We start from the raw sequence: 19492 nt of genomic DNA, 5'->3' as shown, positions 1-19492 counted from the left end.
CGCGCTCCTTATTGGCCTTGTGCCTGGCCATCGGCCGCGCCTTGCTGCTTGGCAGCGGCCTCGGCGACGTTGGTGGCAGCGACGGCTTTCACTTCCGCGCCCGGCTGTACGTATTGCAGACCTTCGGTAATCAGTCGGTCGCCGGCATTCAAGCCCTTGCTGACCAGCCAGCGGTCGCCGACGGTACGCTCGGTCTCCAACTGGCGCAGCTCGACCTTGTTCTGCGCATCGACCACCAGAGCGGTCGGCGTGCCCTTCTGGTTGCGGGTGATGCCTTGTTGCGGAGCGAGAATCGCCTGCTGGCGCACGCCAGACTGCAACTGCGCATGAACGAACATGCCTGGCAGCAGAATATGGTCAGGGTTGGGGAATACGGCACGCAAGGTCACCGAGCCGGTGCCTTCGTCCACCGAGACCTCGGAGAACTCCAGGGTACCGCTCTGTGGATAGACGCTGCCATCCTCGAGGGTCAGGCTGACCTTGGCGGCATTTTCGCCAGCCTTCTCCAGTTGCCCGCTGGCCAGGTCACGGCGCAGGCGCAGCAGGTCCTTGGTCGGCTGGGTGACATCGACGTAGATCGGGTCGAGCTGCTGAATGGTCGCCAGGGCGGTGGTCTGGCCATTGCTGACCAGGGCCCCCTCGGTCACCGCCGAGCGGCCGATACGGCCGCCGATCGGCGCCAGCACCTTGGTGTAGCGCAGGTTGATCTTCGCCTGCTCCAGGGCTGCCTCGGCCTGCAGGCGCGAAGCACGGGCATCGTCATAGGACTGGCGGCTGACGGCCTGGTCATCGACCAGCGACTTGTAGCGCTCGGCCAGGGACTTGGCCGAGGCCAGGGTGGCTTCGGCGCTTTGCAGGGCGGCCTGGTAGACCGACGGATCGACCTGGTACAGCTGCTGCCCGGCCTTCACTTCGGAACCCTCGGTGAACAGGCGCTTCTGCAGGATGCCATCGACCTGTGGACGAACCTCGGCGACCCGATAGGCGCTGGTGCGACCCGGCAATTCAGTGGTGAGCGTGAAGCTTTCCGGCTGCAGGGTGACGACACCCACCTGCGGGACTTGTTGCGGCGCCTGTGCCGCATCTTCCTTGCATCCGGCAAGGGTGAGCGTGGCCACGGCAATGGCGGAGACCAAAGCGGTGAAGGCTGGCTTCTTCAGCATCGGAGAGAACCTCATTTTTCGAATTCTTCCCAGGCGGGAATACCTTGGCAGAGCGCCGAGGGTGGATTGTTTAGGCAGCTAACGAATATACTTACATCCGAGAATGTTTGTAAATAAGCATATAACTGTCTATGTGAAAGTTTGTGTCGCGTTTGACGCCCTTTCCAAACCGTATGGATCATTGAAGGCCCTGCCATGGCAAGACGAACGAAAGAGGAAGCAGAAGAGACGCGCATGCAGATTCTCGATGCAGCCGAGCGTACCTTTCATGACCATGGAGTCTCGCACACGTCCTTAAATGATATTGCGGCGGCGGCGGGCGTCACCCGCGGCGCCATCTACTGGCACTTCGAAAACAAGGGCGACGTTTTCCAGGCCATGCTCGACCGCCTGCGACTGCCCCTGGACGATCTCGCCCAGGCCTGCGAGAACGAGGACGAACCCGACCCGCTCGGACATATGCAGAAACTCCTGATTAAACTGCTCACCGATGTCGAGCACGATTCTCATCGGCGTTGCGTCAGTGAAATCCTCCACTACAAATGCGAGTACTCTGCCGACCTCGGCGACCTGCGCCAGAAGATGCAGGCGCTGAGCCGGGACTGCGACCAGCGCATCACCCTCTCCCTGAGCAATGCCATCAAGCGTGGCCAACTGCCTGCCGACCTCGATTGCCAGCGCGCGGCGACCTGCATGTACGCCTACATAGAAGGCCTGCATCGCCACTGGCTGCTCGACCCATCGCGCGGCTCACTGGCGGACAACGCCCAGTGGCTGGTCGCCACCCTGTTCGACATGCTGCGCCTGAGCCCGACCCTACGGCGCAACTGAACGACCTTAAATGCGGCGCAGGGCAAACCAGGCCCAGACAGCGGAAACCACTTCGAACAGCAATGCAACCAGGTTGAAGGTCTGCTGCTCACCGCCATCCAGCCATAACCCCGCCAGGCGTCCCAGGGCCAGCGCGGCATAGAGCAGCACCAGCAGCATCAGCGTCGCCCGCAGCAAATCGACGCGCAACAGCGCCAGGACCATGTACAACCCGATCGCCACTTGCAATGCTCCGTAATAGGCGCGTACATCGGTGATCGCAGCCGGAGCCATCAGCAACATACCGCTTGCATTGGCCATTTCCTGCGGCCGAACCAGGTAGGCCAGGCCGAAACCGACCAGGACCAGGGCCTGGACGATCAGCAGAATGCGGGCAGACAGCATGGCGATTCTCCTCGATGGGTTACATGCACAAACAAGTCACGTCCGGAACGGCACGACGCGTGCGCTACTATCCGGCTCCACTCAACCAGAGACCACCGCCATGCGCAAACTGCTCCTCGCTTTTGCACTCATCGCTCCGGCACTGCAGGCGGCCGAACCGTTGGCCATGGATGTCCACCGCGACGCCAATTGCGGCGGCTGCAAGGCCTGGATCAGCCATCTTGAGGCCAGTGGCATCCGGGTCAACGACCATGTGGAACAGGACATGAGCGCCGTGAAGCAGCGCCTGGGCGTGCCGCCACGCCTGTCGTCCTGCCACACCGGGGTGATCGACGGCCAGTTCGTCGAGGGCCACGTCCCCGCCGCCGACATCTTCAAGATGCGCGCACAACGCGACCTGCTCGGTATCGCCGTTCCGGGCATGCCCGCTGGCTCGCCGGGCATGGAGACTGGCGAGCGCCGCGACGCCTATGCTGTGATCGGCCTGCAACGCGACGGCCAAGAGCGTATCGTCGCCGAACACTGAACAAACCGTGCGTAGGCCTTGAGGCCTCTGCCCACAGATAGAATGGAGAAGATACATGCGCTGGCAACGTGGACGACGTAGCGACAATGTGGAAGACACACGCGGCAGTAGTAGTGGTAGTGGTGGTGGCGGCCTGCGCCTCGGCGGGGGTCGACTGAGCCTGGGCGGCGTGGCCGCGGTGGTGGTGGTCAGCCTGCTGATGGGGGCCAACCCGCTGGATATCCTCAGCCAGCTGGCGGGATATGAAGCGCCATCGGCCTCACAGCAGCAACAACAGCAACAACAAGCCGGCGACGATCCGCAGCGTGACTTCGTACGGGCCATCCTCGGCGACACCGAAGACACCTGGCGGGAGATTTTCCAGGCCAACGGCCGCCAGTACCAAGACCCCAAGCTGATCCTGTTCAATGGCGGCGTGAGTTCCGCCTGTGGCTTTGCCGACTCGGCGGTCGGGCCGTTCTATTGCCCTGGCGATCAGCGGGTCTACCTCGACCTGCAATTCTTCGATGACCTGGCCAAGCGCTATGCCGCGGCCGGCGATTTCGCCCAGGCCTACGTCATCGCCCATGAGGTCGGTCACCACGTCCAGACCCTGCTCGGCGTCTCGGACAAGGTCAATGCCGCACGCCGCAACGGCCAGCACCTGGAAGGCGCCAACGGTCTGCTGGTGCGCCAGGAACTGCAGGCCGACTGCCTGGCCGGGGTCTGGGCCCATCATGCTCAGCGGCGCCTGGACTGGCTGGAGACGGGCGACCTGGAAGAAGCGCTGACCGCCGCCAATGCCATCGGTGACGACCGCTTGCAGCGCCAGGCACAGGGACGCGTGGTTCCCGACTCATTCACCCATGGCACGTCAGAGCAACGAGTCCGCTGGTTCAAGACCGGCTTCGAACAGGGCCAGGTCGGCCAGTGCGATACCTTTTCCGCCAGGAGTCTTTGAGAACCTCAGCCGAGCCGCTGGAACAAGGCATGGCAGTCGACGGCGAAATCGTCCGTCAACTGCGGCCAGGGGTTTTCCGGCAGATTCACCAGCACGCCGCGCGCACCGGCGGCTCGTGCGCATTCGAGATCGAAACGGTAATCGCCGACCATCACCATATGCCGTGGCTCGACTGACCATAGGTCCGCCAGCTTCAGCAATCCTTGCGGATCAGGTTTTGGGGCGGCCTCATCGCGGCCGACCACATCTTCACTGGCGAAACAGCCGCCAAGACCGATGGCGGCCAGGGTCAGCAACGCCAACTCGTGAGCATTGCGCGTCAGGATGCCCAGCCGATGGCCACGTGCATGCAAGGTCTTGACCAGCTCGACCGCTCCCGACGCGGCCTGGGCAGCGATTGCCAACTCCCGCTCATGCTCCAGCAACCAGGCATGCTTGGCCTGCGCCTCGGCTTCCGGCAGTGCCGCCAGGTGATGCAGGATGTCGTCCTCCGGCGGGATGCCCAGGGCCACGCGGATGGCAGCGAAGTCATGCACGGCAACGGTCAGCGTGCCGTCCATGTCGAACACCCAGTGGCGGATCGCGGCCAGGTTCATTGCCAGTCCTCGCGCAGGCGGATCAGGCCTTCCTGGCTGGCCGAAGCCACCAGTTCGCCGGAGCGGTTGAAGATGCTCGCCCGGGAAAAGCCGCGCGCGTTGCCCGCCCAGGGACTGTCCATGGCGTAGAGCAGCCAGTCGTCCATGCGCAGGTTGGCGTGGTACCACAGCGAATGATCGAGGCTGGCGACCTGCATGAACTTCTGGAACACCGAGACCCCATGCGGCAGCAGCGCGGTGGTCAGCAGGTTGAAATCGCTGGCATAGGCCAACAGCAGCTTGTGCAGTTGTGGCTCGTCCGGCAGCTCACCAGCAGCTTTGAACCAGACGTACTTGATCGGCTCGGCCGGCTCGGGAGCGAACGGATTGACGCTGGTCACCGGGCGGATTTCGATGGGCTTGTCGCTGGTCATCAGGTCGCGGATACGTTCGGGAATCAGCGCCGCGACCTGTCGTGCCAGGTCGGTCTCGGATGCCAGGTTCTCCGGACCTGGCACATCGGGCATCGGCACCTGGTGATGAAAGCCGCCTTCGTCATGCTGGAACGACGCGCTGCAGGTGAATATCTGCTGCCCCTTCTGCACCGCCGTCACCCGGCGGGTGCTGAAGCTGCCGCCGTCGCGCACCCGGTCAACCTGGTAGACCACCGGCAGGCTGGCATCGCCGGGGCGCAAAAAATAACCGTGCAGGGAATGCACATGGCGGTTCTCTTCCACAGTCTGGTTGGCCGCCGACACGCATTGACCAAGGACCTGGCCACCGAACAACTGGCGAAAGCCAAGGTCCTGGCTCCGGCCGCGGAACAGGTTCTCTTCGATCTGCTCCATGCTCAGCAACGCGACCAGATCATCCAGCACTTGGCTCATACAGACCCTCCTTCGGGCACACATCAGGCATGCAGCGAATGGTAAAGGCTTTGCGCGCCACTGTCGGCTGTCTCGTGCAAACATCGCTGTTTTTCCGGGTTCGAACGCAGCGTCCGGCCCCCGCGCCCCGTGCGCCAATGACAGCGGGAGAAATCGACTAGTCTCCATCATCTATAGACCGTGTATCGCTGAACTTGCGCGCGCGCGCGAACTCAGGTAACCAAGTGCCTGTAGGTTGCATGCAGTTGGCTCGGCAGCGACTCCCGATCTCCACTCGCCGAGGGAGATCGGACGCTCGGGCCAGGCGCCACGTAGCTACGGAGATGATCCGTCCCGGTAACCCGAGGCTGATGCAGCGCCAGGCCTCAGGACAATGGAGCGTCGTGAATGTCTCAAAAGAACTACGAAGACCTGCAGCGTCAAGCCTCGGAAAACACCCTGGGCCTGAATCCGGTAATCGGTCTTCGCGGCAAGGATCTCCTGGCGACTGCCCGCATGGTGCTCGGCCAGGCGATCAAGCAGCCCTTTCACAGCGCCAGGCACACGGCCCGTTTCGCCCTGGAAGTGAAGAAGGTCCTGCTCGGCCAGACGGTGCTGCGACCTGCGGAAGGCGATCGCCGCTTCAACGATCCGGCCTGGAGCCAGAACCCGCTCTACCGCCGCTATCTGCAACTCTATCTCGCCTGGCGCAACGAACTGCACGAGTGGATCGAAGAAGCCAACCTCAATGCCCAGGACATCAGCCGTGGCCACTTCGTCATCAGCCTGATGACCGAGGCCTTCGCCCCGAGCAACAGCATGGCCAACCCGGCAGCGGTCAAGCGCTTCTTCGAGACCGGCGGCAAGAGCCTGCTCGACGGCCTCGCCCACCTGGCCAAGGACATCGTGCAGAACGGCGGCATGCCCAGCCAGGTCAACATGGATGCCTTCGAGGTCGGCAAGAACCTGGCGATCACCGAAGGCGCGGTGGTCTACCGTAACGACCTGCTCGAACTGATCCAGTACGGCCCGGTCACCGAGCAGGTGCATGAGCGGCCGCTGCTGGTGGTGCCGCCACAGATCAACAAGTTCTACGTCTTCGACCTGTCGCCGGAAAAGAGCGTGGCGCGCTTCCTGCTGCGCAACGGCGTGCAGACCTTCGTGGTCAGCTGGCGCAACCCGACCAAGGCCCAGCGCGAATGGGGCCTGTCCACCTATATCGAAGCGCTCAAGCAGGCGATCGACGTGGTCCTGGCGATTACCGGCAGCAAAGACCTCAACCTGCTCGGCGCCTGCTCCGGCGGCATCACCACCGCCTCGCTGCTCGGCCACTATGCGGCCCTCGGCGAAACCAAGGTGCATGCGCTGACCCTGCTGGTCAGCGTGCTCGACACCCGGCTCGATACCCAGGTCTCGCTGTTCATCGACGAAGAAACCCTGGAAAGCGCCAAGCGCCGTTCCTACCAGGCCGGCGTGCTGGAAGGCAAAGACATGGCCAAGGTGTTCGCCTGGATGCGCCCCAATGACCTGGTGTGGAACTACTGGGTCAATAACTACTTGCTCGGCAACGAACCGCCGGTGTTCGACATCCTCTACTGGAACAACGACACCACGCGCCTGCCGGCCGCCTTCCATGGCGACCTGATCGACCTGTTCCAGACCAACCCGCTCACCCGCGCCAATGCCCTGGAGGTCTGTGGCACGCCGATCGACCTCAGGCAGGTGACCTGCGACATCTTCTGCCTGGCCGGCGCCACCGACCACATCACGCCCTGGGAGTCCTGCTACAGGTCGTCGCTGCTGTTCGGTGGCAAGGTCGAGTTCGTGCTGTCCAACAGCGGCCATATCCAGAGCATCCTCAATCCGCCCGGCAACCCCAAGGCGCGCTATTCGACCAACAGCGAGCCGCAGCCAGAAGACCAGGTGCGCACCGCCAAGGCCTGGCAGGAAGGCGCCAGCAAGCACGCCGACTCCTGGTGGCTGCACTGGCAGAAGTGGCTGGCCGAACGTTCCGGAAAAATGAAGAAGGCCCCAGCCAAACTGGGCAACAAGACCCACCTCGCAAGCGAGGCGGCTCCTGGCACCTACGTGCACGAACGCTGAAACGACCTATACCTTTAACGCTGCGACATGGCGGCAGACGCGCCATCGACAACGGTACTTTCACCACGCTTCGAACGGCACCAGAACACAGGGCTCAGCGCATGCCGCAACCTTTCGCGTTCCGCACCATCGACCTGGACGGACAGACCATCCGCACCGCCGTGCGTCCAGGCTCGGGCGTGCTCACGCCCTTGCTGATCTTCAACGGCATCGGCGCCAACCTCGAACTGGTGATGCCCTTCGTCCAGGCTCTCGACCCGGACCTGGAGGTGATCGCCTTCGACGTGCCCGGCGTCGGCGGTTCGTCGACGCCCAGCGTGCCCTACCGTTTTCCCGGCCTGGCCAAACTGGCCGCACGCATGCTCGATTACCTCGACTACGGCCAGGTCAACGCGATCGGCGTGTCCTGGGGCGGCGCCCTGGCCCAGCAGTTCGCCCATGACTACCCGGAGCGCTGCAAGAAGCTGGTGCTCGCCGCCACCTCGGCCGGCGCCATCATGGTCCCGGGCAAGCCCCGCGTGCTCTGGCGCATGGCCAGCCCGCGACGCTACATCCAGCCATCCTATGGCGTGCACATCGCCCCGGACATCTATGGCGGTGCCTTCCGCCGCGACCCGAAGCTGGCCCTGGCGCATGCCAGCAAGGTCCGCTCGGGCGGCAAGATGGGCTACTACTGGCAACTGTTCGCCGGTCTCGGCTGGACCAGCATGCACTGGCTGCACAAGATCAGGCAGCCCACCCTGGTGCTCGCCGGCGACGACGACCCGATCATTCCGCTGATCAACATGCGCGTGCTGGCCTGGCGCATCCCCAACGCGGAACTGCACGTGATCGACGACGGTCACCTGTTCCTCGTGACCCGCGCCGAAGCCGTCGCGCCGATCATCATGAAGTTTCTCGAAGAAGAACGGCACCGCGCCGTGATGCACCCGCAGGCCGCGCCCATGCGCAGCCACTGAAGCAAACGCGTTTCCCGCCCAGGTGGGCGGACAGTTCATTGCGCGGCAGTCCGGTACTCAGCCCGGCGCGCCAGGTACAGGCCTTACCGTCAATGGATGACGGCTCGACGAACGGAGCAGACCATGCGCGACAAGAACGACACCCCCGGCGCGATGCCGGTGCCCTCGAACTTCATGAGTGCGCAAAGCGCGGTGATCGGTGGCCAGGGCCGCAACCTGCTGTCGACCCTGCGCACCCTGACGCTGCAGAGCGCTCGCCAGCCGATGCACAGCGCCCGCCACCTGCTCGCCTTCGGCGGCCAGCTCGGCCGGGTCCTGCTCGGCGACACGCCGCACCAGCCCAACCCGAAAGACAGCCGCTTCAGCGATCCGACCTGGCAGCTCAATCCGTTCTACAGCCGCACCCTGCAAGCCTATCTCGCCTGGCAGAAACACCTGAAGGCCTGGATCGACGAGAGCGACCTGTCGGAAGACGACCGCATCCGCGCGCACTTCCTGTTCTCGTTGCTCAACGATGCCCTCTCGCCAAGCAACACCCTGCTCAACCCGCTGGCGGTCAAGGAGCTGTTCAACAGTGGCGGCACCAGCCTGCTGCGTGGCGTCCGGCACATGCTCGACGACCTGGTGAACAACAACGGCATGCCCCGCCAGGTCAGCCGCCGCGACTTCGAAGTGGGGCGCAACCTGGCCAACACGCCGGGCTCGGTGATCTACCGCAACGAGATGTTCGAGCTGCTGCACTACAAACCCATGAGCGAGAAGCAGTACGTCAAGCCGCTATTGATCGTGCCGCCGCAGATCAACAAGTTCTATATCTTCGACCTGAGCCCGGAAAAGAGCTTCCTGCAGTACTGCCTGAAGAACGGCTTGCAGACCTTCATGATCAGTTGGCGCAACCCGGACGGACGCCACCGCGAATGGGGCCTTTCAAGCTACGTGCAGGCGGCCGAGGAAGCCATGGGCGTGTGCCGTGCGATCACCGGCAGCAAGGACGTCAACCTGCTCGGCGCCTGCGCTGGCGGCCTCACTATCGCGGCCCTGCAAGGCCACCTGCAGGCCCGCCGGCAACTGCGCAAGGTCGGTTGCTCGACCTACCTGGTCAGCCTCATGGACAGCCAGGTCGACAGCCCGGCGATGCTGTTCGCCGATGAACAGACCCTGGAGTCGGCCAAGCGCCGCTCCTACCAGCGCGGCGTCCTCGACGGCCGCGACATGGCCCGGGTGTTCGCCTGGATGCGCCCCAACGACCTGGTGTGGAACTACTGGGTCAACAACTATCTGATGGGCAAGCAGCCACCGGCCTTCGACATCCTGTTCTGGAACAACGACAACACCCGCCTGCCTGCGGCGATGCACGGCGACCTGCTCGACCTGTTCAAGCACAACCCGCTGACCCGCCCGGGCGGCATGGAGGTGTGCGGCACGCCGATCGACCTATCCAAGGTCGGCGTCGACAGTTTCAACGTGGCCGGCATCAACGACCACATCACGCCCTGGGACTCGGTCTATCGCTCGATGCTGCTGCTCGGTGGCGACAAGCGCTTCGTGCTCTCCAACAGCGGCCACATCCAGAGCATTCTCAACCCGCCCGGCAACCCCAAGGCCAACTTCCTCGAAAACGACAAGTTCAGCCGCGACCATCGCGCCTGGTACTACGACGCGCAAAAGCAGGAAGGCAGTTGGTGGCCACACTGGCTGGCCTGGATCCAGGAACGTTCCGGCGAGCAGCAGCCAACCGTGCGCAAGGTCGGCAACAGCAAGTTCCCTGCGCAGGAGGCCGCTCCCGGCACCTACGTCCACGTACGCTGAAACGGCAGGAGGAAGGGCACGGCATGAAGACTCGCGACCGCATACTCGAATGTGCCCTGGCCCTGTTCAACCAGCAGGGCGAGCCCAATGTCTCGACCCTGGAAATCGCCACGGAGATGGGCATCAGCCCCGGTAATCTTTACTACCACTTCCACGGCAAGGAACCGCTGACCATGGCGCTGCTGGAACGCTTCCAGAGCGAGATGGCGCCCCTGCTCGACCCGCCGAACGAGATCCGACTGGGCATCGAGGAGCATTGGCTGTTCCTCAACCTGATCGTCGAGCGCCTGGAGCAATACCGCTTTCTATTCCAGGACCTGTCCAACCTGGCCGGGCGCCTGCCCAAGCTCGCGCGAGCGATCCGCAACTGGCTCAACCAGCTCAAGCGCACCCTGGCCGAACTCCTCGTGCGCCTGAAAAAGAGAGGCTACCTGCACAGCGATACCCAGGCCATGGGGCAACTGGTCGAACAGATCACCCTGACCCTGCTGTTCTCCCTCGACTACCAGCGCATCCTCGGTCTGGAGGCCAGGGTCAGCCAGGTCGTCTACCAGGTGATGATGCTGGTCACACCGCACATGGAAGACCGTGCGCGCACGGCCGCCGAACACCTCGCCCAAGGCTACCTGAGCGCCTGATAGCAAAACGCCCGGCACGAGGCCGGGCGCTTTCATCACACGTCGAACCAATCAGGACTGAGTGGACGGCGAGCCTGCTGCGCTTGGCGTCGCTGCCACAGTGGCTGCTGGCGCAGCCGTGGCCGTGGCCGTGCTCGTAGCGGAAGCGGCCGGCTTGGCCGCGGCGGGTTTCGCGGCAGGTTTGCTTGCCGGTTTTTTCACGGCAGGTTTGCTGGCCGGCTTGGCCGCCGCTTTCGGAGCAGCCTTGGCCGCAGGTTTTGCCGCGGCCTTGGTGGCAGGCTTGGCCGCCGCCTTGACCGCTGCCGGTTTGGCGGCAGGCTTCGGCGCTGGCTTGGCGGCTGCGGTTTTGGCTGCTGGCTTGGCAGCCGGTTTGGCCGCGGCTTTCGGCGCTGCCTTCGCCACAGGTTTTGCCGTAGTCGCCTTGGCAGCCGTCTTCGCAGCGGCTTTAGGCGCTGGCTCGGCAGAGAGGCCGGTCAGTTTTTCGATCTGCCTGGTCAGGGCGTCGACCTTGCCTTCCAGCGATTTCACTTCGTTACGGCTGGGCACGCCCAAGCGGGAAATCGCGTTATTGAGGCGCTTGTCGAAAGCCTCCTCGAGCTCGCCCCACTTGCCGAGGGCCTTGCCCTTGACCTCATCGACCTTGAGCTTGGCCGAGCCGACGCTCGACTTGACCGCACCGGCCTGCTTGCCCGCTTCGGTCTTGGCTTCCTTCTCGGCTTTCTCGCCATCCTTCACCAGGCCATCGAACAGCTTGGCGCCATCCTTGCTGACCTTCGAATAGGCCCCGAGGCCAGCCAGCCAAATCTGACGCGAGTACTTTTCGATCTCGCCGATCCAAGAAGAGGATTCTTTCTTCACTGCAGTCGCTTTCTTTTCCACGGGCTTTGCCGCGGTCGGTTTCTTGACAGCCATCCTGCTCTCCTTAATGGGTTCGCGCCGCGCGCTCAAGCAACTCGTTCAACTCGTCCAGCTTAGCAGAGAGTGCCTCAACGTCCTGCCGGGAGGGAATACCCAGACGGTTGAGCCCGGCGGCGACACGGTCATCGAAGGCTTTTTCAATCTTTTCGAGACGTTCGCCGACACCCGACCGGATACTCCTGACCTGCTCCCGCAACTGGCCGTTAGCAGCTTCGACCCGCGAATCGACCAGACGTTTACTCTGCTTCTCGACACGTTCACCGGTCTTGACCAGTTCGCGAAAATAATCGGTACCTTCCTGGCCGGCCTTCACGTAGGCGCCGAGGCCAGCAAGCCATACCCGGTGGGCATAGGACTTGACATCGGTCAGTAGCGCCTTGCTTTCGTTGACGGCGTTCTTCCTTACGGCAACCTTGGCCATGGCAATCATCCTCGGTTTTCTGTGAAATGAAGGAACTGACAGCGAAGGTAGTCGGGAAAATTAGAAATCGCATACTAAGGGCTGTTGGCATTTCGTCACGGCCGCGACGGCGCCAGCTTGTGTGCGGAGCCGCCCCCTCCCTTCGGCTTGCACGAACCGTCAACAGCGCCCGGGACAGCCGCCCTCAAGCCTGCAAATGCTTGTCCAGGGTCTTTTCGATCTCGCGCTTGATCGGACCGCTCATCGCCGACAGCAACATGCCGAGGTTGACCTCGACACGCACGTCGCTGGCACCAACGGCGATACTGCCGTCGACGCCGCCGCGCTTGAACTCGATGGTGTCGCCGCTCCACTGGTATTTCACGTCGTATTCGCTGGCCAGGCGGTCGGCCAAGGCCTGGGCCTTCTCGCGAGCGGCCTCGTGGCCAAGGGAATGGGTTCGTTCAACGCTAATGCGAGCCATGCCTGCGCGTCTCCTGCGCGTCCAGATGTCGCGCGACTATAGCAAGAACTCGCCCAGGCTCTGTTCCCGTTTCGGCAAGGCCGCGCCGAAAGGGAAACAGACCTTACGCCCGCGGCGGGCTTTTCGGTTTAAAATGCCCGTCACTTCGATTCAGGTGAACGCGACATGAACGATCCGCGCAAGACCCAGGACCACGAGCCGACCACGCACTTCGGCTTCCAGGACGTGCCTGAAAGCAAGAAGGCCGAGAAGGTCGCCGAGGTATTCCACTCGGTCGCCGCCAAGTACGACCTGATGAACGACCTGCTCTCCGGCGGCATGCACCGCCTGTGGAAGCGCTTCACCATCGAGCTGTCGGGCGTGCGCTCGGGCAACCGGGTGCTGGATATCGCCGGCGGCACTGGCGACCTGACCCGCAAGTTCTCCAGCATCGTCGGCGCGACGGGCCAGGTGGTACTGGCCGACATCAACGACTCGATGCTCAAGGTCGGCCGTGATCGCCTGCTCGACAAAGGCGTGGCCGGCAACGTGGTATTCGTCCAGGCCGACGCGGAAAAGCTGCCGTTCCCGGACAACCACTTCGACGTGGTCACCATCGCCTTCGGCCTGCGCAACGTCACCCACAAGGAAGATGCCCTGCGCTCCATGCTGCGCGTGCTCAAGCCGGGCGGCCGCCTGCTGGTGCTGGAGTTCTCCAAACCGGCCAACCCGCTGCTGTCCAAGGCCTACGACACCTACTCGTTCGCCTTCATGCCGCTGATGGGCAAGCTGATCACCAACGACGCCGACAGCTACCGCTACCTGGCCGAATCGATCCGCATGCACCCGGATCAGGACACGTTGAAGGCGATGATGCTCGAAGCCGGCTTCGAACGCGTCACCTACCACAACATGACCGGCGGCATCGTCGCCCTGCACCGGGGCATCAAGCCCTGATGTTCAGCCAGGCGCTGCTGGCGACGGCGGAACATGGCCTCGACCGGGTGCTGCGCATGGACAGCACCGCCCTGCCACGCCTCGCCCGCCTGCAAGGCAAGGTGATCCGGATCGAGGCATCGGCATTCTCGCTGTACCTGCTGCCCAGCGCGGAGGGCTTGCGCCTGGCCAGCCACTGGGAGCATGCCGACTGCACCTTGCGCGCACCGAATGCCAGTCTGCTGCGCCTGGCCCTGGGCAAGCACAAGACTGCCGTGCTGCATGAGCCGGAAGTGGAACTCGAAGGCGACAGCGCCGCCCTGCTCGACCTCGCGGCGATCCTCCAGGACCTGGAGCTGGACTGGGAGTTCGAAGTCTCGCAGTGGCTCGGCCCGGTCGCCAGCCAGTTGCTCAGCGGACACCTGCGCAGCCGCTTCAACTGGACCCGCGACAACCTCGACAGCCTGCGCGACAACCTGGCCGATTATCTCGCCGAGGAATCGCGCCTGTTGGTCGGCCGCCGCGAGGCTGAAGCCCGTTTCGCCGAGCTGGACCGCCTGAAACTGGCCCTCGACCGCCTCGACGCGCGCGTCGCCAACCTCGCCCGCAAGGTAAATCCATCAGCATGAAGCTGCTTGCCGCCCGCCGCCTGTTGCGCATTCTGCGCGTCGTCATCCGCTACCGCCTGGACGATCTGCTGCTCGATCTGCCCCTGCCGGTCTGGTTGCGCCTGAGCCGATTCCTCCTGCCCTGGCGCTGGCTGCCGCGTGGCAAGAGCGAGTTGAACCGTGGCGCGGCCTTGCGCCTGGCGCTGCAGGACCTGGGGCCGATCTTCATCAAGTTCGGCCAGTTGCTCTCGACCCGCCGCGACCTGCTGCCTCCGGATATCGCCGACGAGCTGGCCTTCCTCCAGGATCAGGTGCCGCCCTTTCCCGCCGAACAATCCATCGCCCTGATCGAGGAACAGCTCGGCACCTCCATCGCCTCGGCCTTCGCCCATTTCGAGGTCGAACCGCTGGCTTCGGCCTCGGTGGCCCAGGTCCACGCCGCCCGCCTGAAGACGGGCGAAGAGGTCGTGGTCAAGGTCGTGCGCCCAGGCCTGCGCCCGATCATCCGCTCCGACCTGGCCTGGCTGTTCATCATCGCTCGCGTGGCCGAACGCGCGTCCGCCGACGCCCGGCGCCTGCGTCCGGTCGAAGTGGTGCAGGACTACGAGAAGACCATCTACGACGAACTCGACCTGCTGCGCGAGGCGGCCAATGCCAGCCAGTTGCGGCGCAACTTCGAGGGTTCGGAGCTGCTCTACGTACCGCAGATCCACTGGGACTGGTGCCGCCCCAAGGTGCTGGTCATGGAGCGCATCTACGGCGTGCCGGTGACCGACCTGGAGGTGCTGGCCGACCAGCGCACCAACATGAAACTGCTGGCCGAGCGCGGTGTGGAAATCTTCTTCACCCAAGTGTTCCGCGACAGCTTCTTCCACGCCGACATGCACCCCGGCAACATCTTCGTCAGCACCCGCACGCCCTGGAGCCCGCAGTACATCGCGGTGGACTGTGGCATCGTCGGCAGCCTCACGCCCGAGGACCAGGACTACCTGGCGCGCAACCTGCTGGCGTTCTTCAAGCGCGACTACCGCAAGGTCGCGCAACTGCACATCGACTCCGGCTGGGTGCCGGCGGAAACCCGGGTCAACGATTTCGAAGCGGCGATCCGCACCGTCTGCGAACCGATCTTCGAGAAGCCGCTGAAGGACATCTCCTTCGGCCAACTGCTGCTGCGCCTGTTCCAGACCGCACGGCGCTTCAACATGGAAGTGCAACCGCAACTCGTGCTGCTGCAAAAGACCCTGCTCAACATCGAAGGCCTCGGCCGCCAGCTCTATCCCGAGCTGGACCTGTGGAGCACCGCCCAGCCCTATCTCGAACGCTGGATGCGTGAACGCGTCAGCCCGCGCAGCCTGCTGAGCAACCTGCAAAGCCAGGTCGAACAGGTGCCGCACCTGGCGACCATGACCCGCGACCTGCTCGAACGCGCCAGCCAGCCCCACGCCCACGATCCGGCACCGCCCTGGCGCGAGCGCGGCGACCACTGGCTGCTGCGACTGATTGGCGCGGGCCTGCTGCTCGGCGCCGCCAGCCTCGGCCTGAACGGCCATATGGAGGCCTGGCCAAGCTGGCTGCTGCTGGCCGGCGGTCTGTATCTGGTCCTGCGCCGATAGCCCTTGGCGGGAGGCACTGGCAAACTAGCCGCCCTGAATCCGCGTCACCGCGACTCGTTGTGGAACATGAAATGAAAGACTGGCTCGACGAAATCAACTGGAACGAAGACGGCCTGGTGCCGGCCATCGCCCAGGATCACAAGACCGGGCGCATCCTGATGATGGCCTGGATGAACCGCGAAGCCCTGGCGCTCACCGCCAGCGAGCAGCGCGCCATCTACTGGTCGCGCTCGCGCGGCAAACTGTGGCGCAAGGGCGAGGAATCCGGTCACGTACAACATCTGCATGAGCTGCGCCTGGACTGCGACGCCGATGTCATCGTGCTGCTGGTCGAGCAGGTAGGCGGCATCGCCTGCCATACCGGGCGCGAGAGCTGCTTCTACCGGGTCTGGGACAACGGCGGCTGGAAGGTCGTCGACAGCGTGCTCAAGGACCCTGACGCCATTTACCACACGGGGCACAGCCATGAGTGATACTCTTTCTCGCCTGGCAGAGGTACTGGAGGCCCGCAAAGGTGCGGCACCCGATAGCTCCTATGTCGCCAGCCTGTACCACAAGGGGCTGAACAAGATTCTGGAAAAGGTCGGCGAAGAATCGATCGAGACCATCCTGGCCGCCAAGGATGCCGCTCAGAGCGGTGACAGCAGCGACCTGATCTACGAGACCGCCGACCTCTGGTTCCACAGCCTGGTCATGCTCGCCGCCCTCGGCCAGCACCCCCAGGCCGTTCTGGATGAACTGGACCGCCGTTTCGGCCTGTCCGGGCATGCCGAGAAAGCGGCGCGCTCCACCACCGAATGAACTGATTGTTGCGAGGACTTGCCACATGGGCATCTTTGACTGGAAACACTGGATCGTCATCCTCATCGTCGTCGTGCTGGTGTTCGGCACCAAGCGTCTGAAGAACCTGGGCTCCGACCTTGGCGAAACCATCAAGGGTTTCCGCAAGGCAATGAACACCGATGACGAGAAACCCGCCGAGCCGGCGCCTGCCAACCCGGACCAACTGCACAAGCCACAGACCATCGACGCCCAGGCGCAACGCGCCGCGGAACCGGCGCGCAAGGACTGACAGCAGTCACCCGGTGAATCTTTCCATCCACCGGCCAGCGCGAGAACGGGCTGGCCGCGTCAATACGAGAACACGCTGATGTTCGGCATCGGTTTTTCCGAGCTGCTGCTGGTCGGCCTGGTGGCGCTCATCGTCTTCGGCCCCGAGAAGCTGCCTGGCGCTGCGCGGACCGCCGGCCTGTGGATCGGCCGCCTCAAGCGCAGCTTCAATGCGATCAAGATGGAAGTCGAGCGCGAGCTGGGCGCCGACGAGATTCGTCGGCAGTTGCACAACGAACGCATCCTGGAAATGGAACGCGAGCTGCGCCAGTCGCTGCAAGCGCCCACGAGCGCCAGCACAACGCCAGAGGCTCCCATTGCATCGCCCGTAGCCGAGCCACTCGCGCAAGAGCGGCCCAACCAGCCAGACGCAGCGCTCGAACCGACCGCGCCCAAGCAATCGAGCCCTCAACCGCCCGTGCAAGAACTGCCGCAACAACCCACCCAGGAACCACCGCGCCAGCCATGAACCAGGATCACGATCAAGACGCCGAGATGCCACTGGTCGCGCACCTCACCGAGCTGCGCTCGCGCCTGCTGCGCTGCGTAGTCGCCGTGCTGCTGGTGTTCGGCGGCCTGTTCTACTTCGCCCAGGACATCTACACCCTGGTCTCGGCGCCGCTGCGCGCCTACCTGCCGGCCGGCGCGACGATGATCGCCACCGGGGTCGCCTCACCGTTCCTCACGCCATTCAAGCTGACCGCCTGGTGCGCCTTCTTCCTGGCCATCCCGATCATCCTGCACCAGGCCTGGGGCTTCATCGCGCCGGGTCTGTACCGCCATGAAAAACGCATCGCCGTGCCATTGCTGATCTCCAGCATCGTGCTGTTCTACGGCGGCATGGCCTTCGCCTACTTCTTCGTCTTCCCGCTGATGTTCCACTTCTTCGCCAGCGCCACCCCCGATGGCGTGGCGATGATGACCGACATCAACGAGTACCTGGATTTCGTCCTGACCTTGTTCTTCGCCTTCGGCGTGGCCTTCGAGATCCCGGTGGCGACCTTCCTGCTGCTGTGGGTCGGCATCGTCGACGTCGCCATGCTCAAGCGTGCCCGGCCCTACGTGGTCGTCGGCTGCTTCGTGGTCGGCATGATCCTCACCCCGCCGGACATCTTCTCCCAGACCCTGCTCGCCGTGCCGATGTGGCTGCTGTTCGAGGTCGGCCTGTTGTGTGGCGCCTTGGTGAAGAAGCCCCGCGAGGCACAAGAACATTCGGATCAACCACCCGCGCCCCTGCCGTGAACCTGCTGCTGCTGGAAGATGCCGACTTCGTCGCGGCGGATCGCGTCGTCCTCGCAGGACGGCGCCTGCGGCACATGCTCGACGTGCATCGCCTGGAGACTGGCGACAGCCTGCGCGTCGGCCGGCTGGGCGGCCTGATGGGCAGCGGCGAACTGCTGGCCCTGGATGCACGACACGCCGAGCTGCGGGTCACCTTCGACCAGGCGCCGCCGGCCAAGCTGCCGATCACCCTGCTGCTCGCCCTGCCAAGGCCGAAGATGCTGCGCCGGGTGTTGCAGACCGTCAGTGCCATGGGCGTGCCACGCCTGATCCTGCTCAACAGCTACCGGGTCGAGAAAAGCTTCTGGCAAACGCCCTTCCTTGAGCCCGAAGCCATTCGCGAGCAATTGATCCTCGGCCTCGAGCAAGCTCGCGATACCCACCTGCCGGAAGTGATCATCGAAAAGCGCTTCAAGCCCTTCGTCGAGGATCGCCTGCCCGCCCTTGCGGCCGATACCCTGGGCCTGGTTGGCCATCCCGGCGATTATCCGGAGTGCCCGCGCACAGTAGGCCAGGCGGTAACCCTGGCCATCGGACCGGAAGGCGGCTGGATTCCCTACGAAGTGGAAAAACTCGCCGAAGCGGGCCTGAATCCGGTACAACTGGGCGAGCGCATCCTGCGTGTCGAGACGGCCGTGCCGGCCTTGCTGGCGCGCCTGTTCTGAAAAGCGACCCGGACCCTGTCGCGCGCAGCGCCATGACGATTGATTGAGCATTCGTCATATTTCGCCGTCAGAGTCTTGAGTGACGAGGGGAGGTCCGAATGCCATGCGCCACCTGACCATCGATATCGAGCAGCTCGAACAGGCGCTCGACGGATATGACAGCGACGACCATTACCTCGACCTGCAAAGCGGCGCCATCCTGCGCGTCGCCCCGCAGGATCCCAGCCCGGGTGAAACCAGCAAATCCCAGGTCGAGCCGCAACGCTACCAGCTCATCGAAGCACTGGACGTCGAGGAGCGCCTGGCGATGCGTACCGACTTCCTCTACAGCCTCGACGATCCCCACGCCCACAGGGTGCTGAGCCATGCGCTCGATGGGCGCCGGCCGCTGAAAACCTTCGACTATCAGTTGGAGCGCTTCCCTTCGGCCCATGCCGCCTGGAAGGCGCATGCGAGCCTCTATCTGCGGGAACTGGCCCTGGGCTGGCTCCAGGAACAGGGAATAGAACCCGGCAGCGGTCCGGCCCTCGGCGACACGTCGGGAATTCCGCGAGATATCCTCCGGCGCTTGTTGAAGGGCGAAGCGCAGCGCCTTTGACCCCAGGGCCTTCGCCCATCGATAAAAGCGCTTGTCCGCAGCCCAAACAAAACGGCCTCCGCCAGATAGCCCTGGCGGAGGCCGTTTTTCAAGGCAGCCAGCCGGT

24 protein-coding genes are annotated in these 19492 nt (G+C 64.0%); 17 read left to right on the top strand and 7 right to left on the bottom strand.

What is annotated here, in order from left to right; all coding sequences use genetic code 11:
• Positions 1–8 precede the first annotated feature (8 nt).
• Positions 9–1163: an efflux RND transporter periplasmic adaptor subunit gene (locus ACSZPK_RS16435; protein WP_437882547.1), complete on the bottom strand. Its 1155-nt coding sequence runs from the start codon at positions 1161–1163 to the stop codon at positions 9–11.
• 195 nt (positions 1164–1358) lie between these two features.
• On the opposite strand from ACSZPK_RS16435, the gene ACSZPK_RS16430 reads away from it, so the two are divergent.
• Positions 1359–1994, top strand: coding sequence for a TetR family transcriptional regulator (locus ACSZPK_RS16430; protein WP_437882546.1), 636 nt, complete (start codon positions 1359–1361; stop codon positions 1992–1994).
• 6 nt (positions 1995–2000) lie between these two features.
• Here ACSZPK_RS16430 and ACSZPK_RS16425 read toward each other — a convergent pair whose 3' ends face one another.
• The gene (locus ACSZPK_RS16425; RefSeq protein ID WP_437882545.1) at positions 2001–2378 is read right to left on the bottom strand and encodes a DUF4345 family protein; all 378 of its coding nucleotides are present in this window, start codon (positions 2376–2378) and stop codon (positions 2001–2003) included.
• Positions 2379–2478: 100 nt separating this feature from the next.
• Between ACSZPK_RS16425 and ACSZPK_RS16420 the strand changes: the two genes are divergently transcribed.
• Both ACSZPK_RS16420 and ypfJ read left to right on the top strand, forming a co-directional pair.
• Positions 2479–2904 carry a DUF411 domain-containing protein gene (locus ACSZPK_RS16420; protein WP_437882544.1) on the top strand — a complete coding sequence of 142 codons (426 nt, stop codon included), beginning with the start codon at positions 2479–2481 and terminating at the stop codon, positions 2902–2904.
• A gap of 55 nt (positions 2905–2959) precedes the next feature.
• Complete coding sequence (gene ypfJ / locus ACSZPK_RS16415) at positions 2960–3844, top strand: KPN_02809 family neutral zinc metallopeptidase (protein ID WP_437882543.1); 885 nt, start codon at positions 2960–2962, stop codon at positions 3842–3844.
• 5 nt (positions 3845–3849) lie between these two features.
• On the opposite strand, the gene ACSZPK_RS16410 is transcribed toward ypfJ, so the two are convergent.
• Together ACSZPK_RS16410 and tesB are read right to left on the bottom strand one after the other, a co-directional pair.
• Positions 3850–4440 (bottom strand): HAD family hydrolase, encoded by a 591-nt coding sequence (locus tag ACSZPK_RS16410; RefSeq protein WP_437882542.1) that lies wholly within the window; start codon positions 4438–4440, stop codon positions 3850–3852.
• The gene (gene tesB, locus ACSZPK_RS16405) at positions 4437–5306 is read right to left on the bottom strand and encodes an acyl-CoA thioesterase II (RefSeq protein WP_437882541.1); all 870 of its coding nucleotides are present in this window, start codon (positions 5304–5306) and stop codon (positions 4437–4439) included. Before tesB ends, ACSZPK_RS16410 begins: the two co-directional genes overlap by 4 nt.
• Positions 5307–5693: 387 nt before the next feature.
• Between tesB and phaC (ACSZPK_RS16400) the strand changes: the two genes are divergently transcribed.
• The 4 genes from phaC (ACSZPK_RS16400) to ACSZPK_RS16385 all read left to right on the top strand — a co-directional run bounded on the left by phaC (ACSZPK_RS16400) (position 5694) and on the right by ACSZPK_RS16385 (position 10794).
• Positions 5694–7388, top strand: a complete 1695-nt coding sequence (phaC, locus tag ACSZPK_RS16400; protein ID WP_437882540.1) for a class II poly(R)-hydroxyalkanoic acid synthase — start codon at positions 5694–5696, stop codon at positions 7386–7388.
• 101 nt (positions 7389–7489) lie between these two features.
• Positions 7490–8347 carry a poly(3-hydroxyalkanoate) depolymerase gene (phaZ, locus tag ACSZPK_RS16395; protein ID WP_437882539.1) on the top strand — a complete coding sequence of 286 codons (858 nt, stop codon included), beginning with the start codon at positions 7490–7492 and terminating at the stop codon, positions 8345–8347.
• A gap of 123 nt (positions 8348–8470) precedes the next feature.
• Positions 8471–10156: a class II poly(R)-hydroxyalkanoic acid synthase gene (phaC, locus tag ACSZPK_RS16390; RefSeq protein WP_437882538.1), complete on the top strand. Its 1686-nt coding sequence runs from the start codon at positions 8471–8473 to the stop codon at positions 10154–10156.
• 23 nt (positions 10157–10179) lie between these two features.
• On the top strand, positions 10180–10794 hold the full coding sequence (locus ACSZPK_RS16385; protein ID WP_437882537.1) for a TetR/AcrR family transcriptional regulator: 615 nt from the start codon (positions 10180–10182) through the stop codon (positions 10792–10794).
• Positions 10795–10845: 51 nt separating this feature from the next.
• On the opposite strand, the gene ACSZPK_RS16380 is transcribed toward ACSZPK_RS16385, so the two are convergent.
• The 3 genes from ACSZPK_RS16380 to ACSZPK_RS16370 all read right to left on the bottom strand — a co-directional run bounded on the left by ACSZPK_RS16380 (position 10846) and on the right by ACSZPK_RS16370 (position 12596).
• Positions 10846–11706 carry a phasin family protein gene (locus tag ACSZPK_RS16380; protein WP_437882866.1) on the bottom strand — a complete coding sequence of 287 codons (861 nt, stop codon included), beginning with the start codon at positions 11704–11706 and terminating at the stop codon, positions 10846–10848.
• A 10-nt stretch (positions 11707–11716) separates the two neighbouring features.
• Positions 11717–12133 (bottom strand): phasin family protein, encoded by a 417-nt coding sequence (locus ACSZPK_RS16375; RefSeq protein WP_437882536.1) that lies wholly within the window; start codon positions 12131–12133, stop codon positions 11717–11719.
• 184 nt (positions 12134–12317) lie between these two features.
• Positions 12318–12596: a polyhydroxyalkanoic acid system family protein gene (locus ACSZPK_RS16370; RefSeq protein WP_437882535.1), complete on the bottom strand. Its 279-nt coding sequence runs from the start codon at positions 12594–12596 to the stop codon at positions 12318–12320.
• Positions 12597–12761: 165 nt separating this feature from the next.
• Here ACSZPK_RS16370 and ubiE point away from each other — a divergent pair, with 165 nt between their 5' ends.
• From ubiE to ACSZPK_RS16320, 10 genes are all read left to right on the top strand, one after another.
• Entirely contained in the window at positions 12762–13532 is a 771-nt protein-coding gene (gene ubiE, locus ACSZPK_RS16365) for a bifunctional demethylmenaquinone methyltransferase/2-methoxy-6-polyprenyl-1,4-benzoquinol methylase UbiE (RefSeq protein ID WP_437882534.1), read from the top strand.
• Positions 13532–14140: a ubiquinone biosynthesis accessory factor UbiJ gene (locus ACSZPK_RS16360; RefSeq protein ID WP_437882533.1), complete on the top strand. Its 609-nt coding sequence runs from the start codon at positions 13532–13534 to the stop codon at positions 14138–14140. The genes ubiE and ACSZPK_RS16360 overlap by 1 nt, the downstream gene beginning before the upstream one ends.
• Complete coding sequence (gene ubiB / locus ACSZPK_RS16355; protein ID WP_437882532.1) at positions 14137–15732, top strand: ubiquinone biosynthesis regulatory protein kinase UbiB; 1596 nt, start codon at positions 14137–14139, stop codon at positions 15730–15732. Before ACSZPK_RS16360 ends, ubiB begins: the two co-directional genes overlap by 4 nt.
• A 71-nt stretch (positions 15733–15803) precedes the next feature.
• Positions 15804–16205, top strand: a complete 402-nt coding sequence (hisI, locus tag ACSZPK_RS16350; RefSeq protein ID WP_437882531.1) for a phosphoribosyl-AMP cyclohydrolase — start codon at positions 15804–15806, stop codon at positions 16203–16205.
• Positions 16198–16533, top strand: coding sequence for a phosphoribosyl-ATP diphosphatase (locus tag ACSZPK_RS16345; RefSeq protein WP_437882530.1), 336 nt, complete (start codon positions 16198–16200; stop codon positions 16531–16533). The genes hisI and ACSZPK_RS16345 overlap by 8 nt, the downstream gene beginning before the upstream one ends.
• A gap of 25 nt (positions 16534–16558) precedes the next feature.
• Entirely contained in the window at positions 16559–16804 is a 246-nt protein-coding gene (locus ACSZPK_RS16340) for a twin-arginine translocase TatA/TatE family subunit (protein ID WP_437882529.1), read from the top strand.
• Between the two features lie 78 nt (positions 16805–16882).
• On the top strand, positions 16883–17311 hold the full coding sequence (gene tatB / locus ACSZPK_RS16335; RefSeq protein ID WP_437882528.1) for a Sec-independent protein translocase protein TatB: 429 nt from the start codon (positions 16883–16885) through the stop codon (positions 17309–17311).
• Complete coding sequence (gene tatC / locus ACSZPK_RS16330) at positions 17308–18084, top strand: twin-arginine translocase subunit TatC (protein WP_437882527.1); 777 nt, start codon at positions 17308–17310, stop codon at positions 18082–18084. The genes tatB and tatC overlap by 4 nt, the downstream gene beginning before the upstream one ends.
• Positions 18081–18788, top strand: a complete 708-nt coding sequence (locus tag ACSZPK_RS16325; RefSeq protein WP_437882526.1) for a 16S rRNA (uracil(1498)-N(3))-methyltransferase — start codon at positions 18081–18083, stop codon at positions 18786–18788. Before tatC ends, ACSZPK_RS16325 begins: the two co-directional genes overlap by 4 nt.
• Positions 18789–18891: 103 nt before the next feature.
• Positions 18892–19386 carry a UPF0158 family protein gene (locus ACSZPK_RS16320; RefSeq protein ID WP_437882525.1) on the top strand — a complete coding sequence of 165 codons (495 nt, stop codon included), beginning with the start codon at positions 18892–18894 and terminating at the stop codon, positions 19384–19386.
• The last annotated feature ends 106 nt before the right edge of the window (positions 19387–19492 follow it).

Origin of the sequence: Pseudomonas sp. LRF_L74 (genome assembly GCF_965644255.1) — a bacterium.
Classification (GTDB): domain Bacteria; phylum Pseudomonadota; class Gammaproteobacteria; order Pseudomonadales; family Pseudomonadaceae; genus Aquipseudomonas.
Note: the sequence above shows the minus strand (reverse complement) of the source record. Positions and strands in the feature narration are given on the sequence as shown.

Excerpts from the sequence above, each read along its gene's own strand:
- ACSZPK_RS16435 (WP_437882547.1), bottom strand. The coding sequence starts at position 1,163 with ATGCTGAAGAAGCCAGCCTTCACCGCTTTGGTCTCCGCCATTGCCGTG.
- ACSZPK_RS16430 (WP_437882546.1), top strand. The coding sequence starts at position 1,359 with ATGGCAAGACGAACGAAAGAGGAAGCAGAAGAGACGCGCATGCAGATT.
- ACSZPK_RS16425 (WP_437882545.1), bottom strand. The coding sequence starts at position 2,378 with ATGCTGTCTGCCCGCATTCTGCTGATCGTCCAGGCCCTGGTCCTGGTC.
- ACSZPK_RS16420 (WP_437882544.1), top strand. The coding sequence starts at position 2,479 with ATGCGCAAACTGCTCCTCGCTTTTGCACTCATCGCTCCGGCACTGCAG.
- ypfJ (WP_437882543.1), top strand. The coding sequence starts at position 2,960 with ATGCGCTGGCAACGTGGACGACGTAGCGACAATGTGGAAGACACACGC.
- ACSZPK_RS16410 (WP_437882542.1), bottom strand. The coding sequence starts at position 4,440 with ATGAACCTGGCCGCGATCCGCCACTGGGTGTTCGACATGGACGGCACG.
- tesB (WP_437882541.1), bottom strand. The coding sequence starts at position 5,306 with ATGAGCCAAGTGCTGGATGATCTGGTCGCGTTGCTGAGCATGGAGCAG.
- phaC (WP_437882540.1), top strand. The coding sequence starts at position 5,694 with ATGTCTCAAAAGAACTACGAAGACCTGCAGCGTCAAGCCTCGGAAAAC.
- phaZ (WP_437882539.1), top strand. The coding sequence starts at position 7,490 with ATGCCGCAACCTTTCGCGTTCCGCACCATCGACCTGGACGGACAGACC.
- phaC (WP_437882538.1), top strand. The coding sequence starts at position 8,471 with ATGCGCGACAAGAACGACACCCCCGGCGCGATGCCGGTGCCCTCGAAC.
- ACSZPK_RS16385 (WP_437882537.1), top strand. The coding sequence starts at position 10,180 with ATGAAGACTCGCGACCGCATACTCGAATGTGCCCTGGCCCTGTTCAAC.
- ACSZPK_RS16380 (WP_437882866.1), bottom strand. The coding sequence starts at position 11,706 with ATGGCTGTCAAGAAACCGACCGCGGCAAAGCCCGTGGAAAAGAAAGCG.
- ACSZPK_RS16375 (WP_437882536.1), bottom strand. The coding sequence starts at position 12,133 with ATGGCCAAGGTTGCCGTAAGGAAGAACGCCGTCAACGAAAGCAAGGCG.
- ACSZPK_RS16370 (WP_437882535.1), bottom strand. The coding sequence starts at position 12,596 with ATGGCTCGCATTAGCGTTGAACGAACCCATTCCCTTGGCCACGAGGCC.
- ubiE (WP_437882534.1), top strand. The coding sequence starts at position 12,762 with ATGAACGATCCGCGCAAGACCCAGGACCACGAGCCGACCACGCACTTC.
- ACSZPK_RS16360 (WP_437882533.1), top strand. The coding sequence starts at position 13,532 with ATGTTCAGCCAGGCGCTGCTGGCGACGGCGGAACATGGCCTCGACCGG.
- ubiB (WP_437882532.1), top strand. The coding sequence starts at position 14,137 with ATGAAGCTGCTTGCCGCCCGCCGCCTGTTGCGCATTCTGCGCGTCGTC.
- hisI (WP_437882531.1), top strand. The coding sequence starts at position 15,804 with ATGAAAGACTGGCTCGACGAAATCAACTGGAACGAAGACGGCCTGGTG.
- ACSZPK_RS16345 (WP_437882530.1), top strand. The coding sequence starts at position 16,198 with ATGAGTGATACTCTTTCTCGCCTGGCAGAGGTACTGGAGGCCCGCAAA.
- ACSZPK_RS16340 (WP_437882529.1), top strand. The coding sequence starts at position 16,559 with ATGGGCATCTTTGACTGGAAACACTGGATCGTCATCCTCATCGTCGTC.
- tatB (WP_437882528.1), top strand. The coding sequence starts at position 16,883 with ATGTTCGGCATCGGTTTTTCCGAGCTGCTGCTGGTCGGCCTGGTGGCG.
- tatC (WP_437882527.1), top strand. The coding sequence starts at position 17,308 with ATGAACCAGGATCACGATCAAGACGCCGAGATGCCACTGGTCGCGCAC.
- ACSZPK_RS16320 (WP_437882525.1), top strand. The coding sequence starts at position 18,892 with ATGCGCCACCTGACCATCGATATCGAGCAGCTCGAACAGGCGCTCGAC.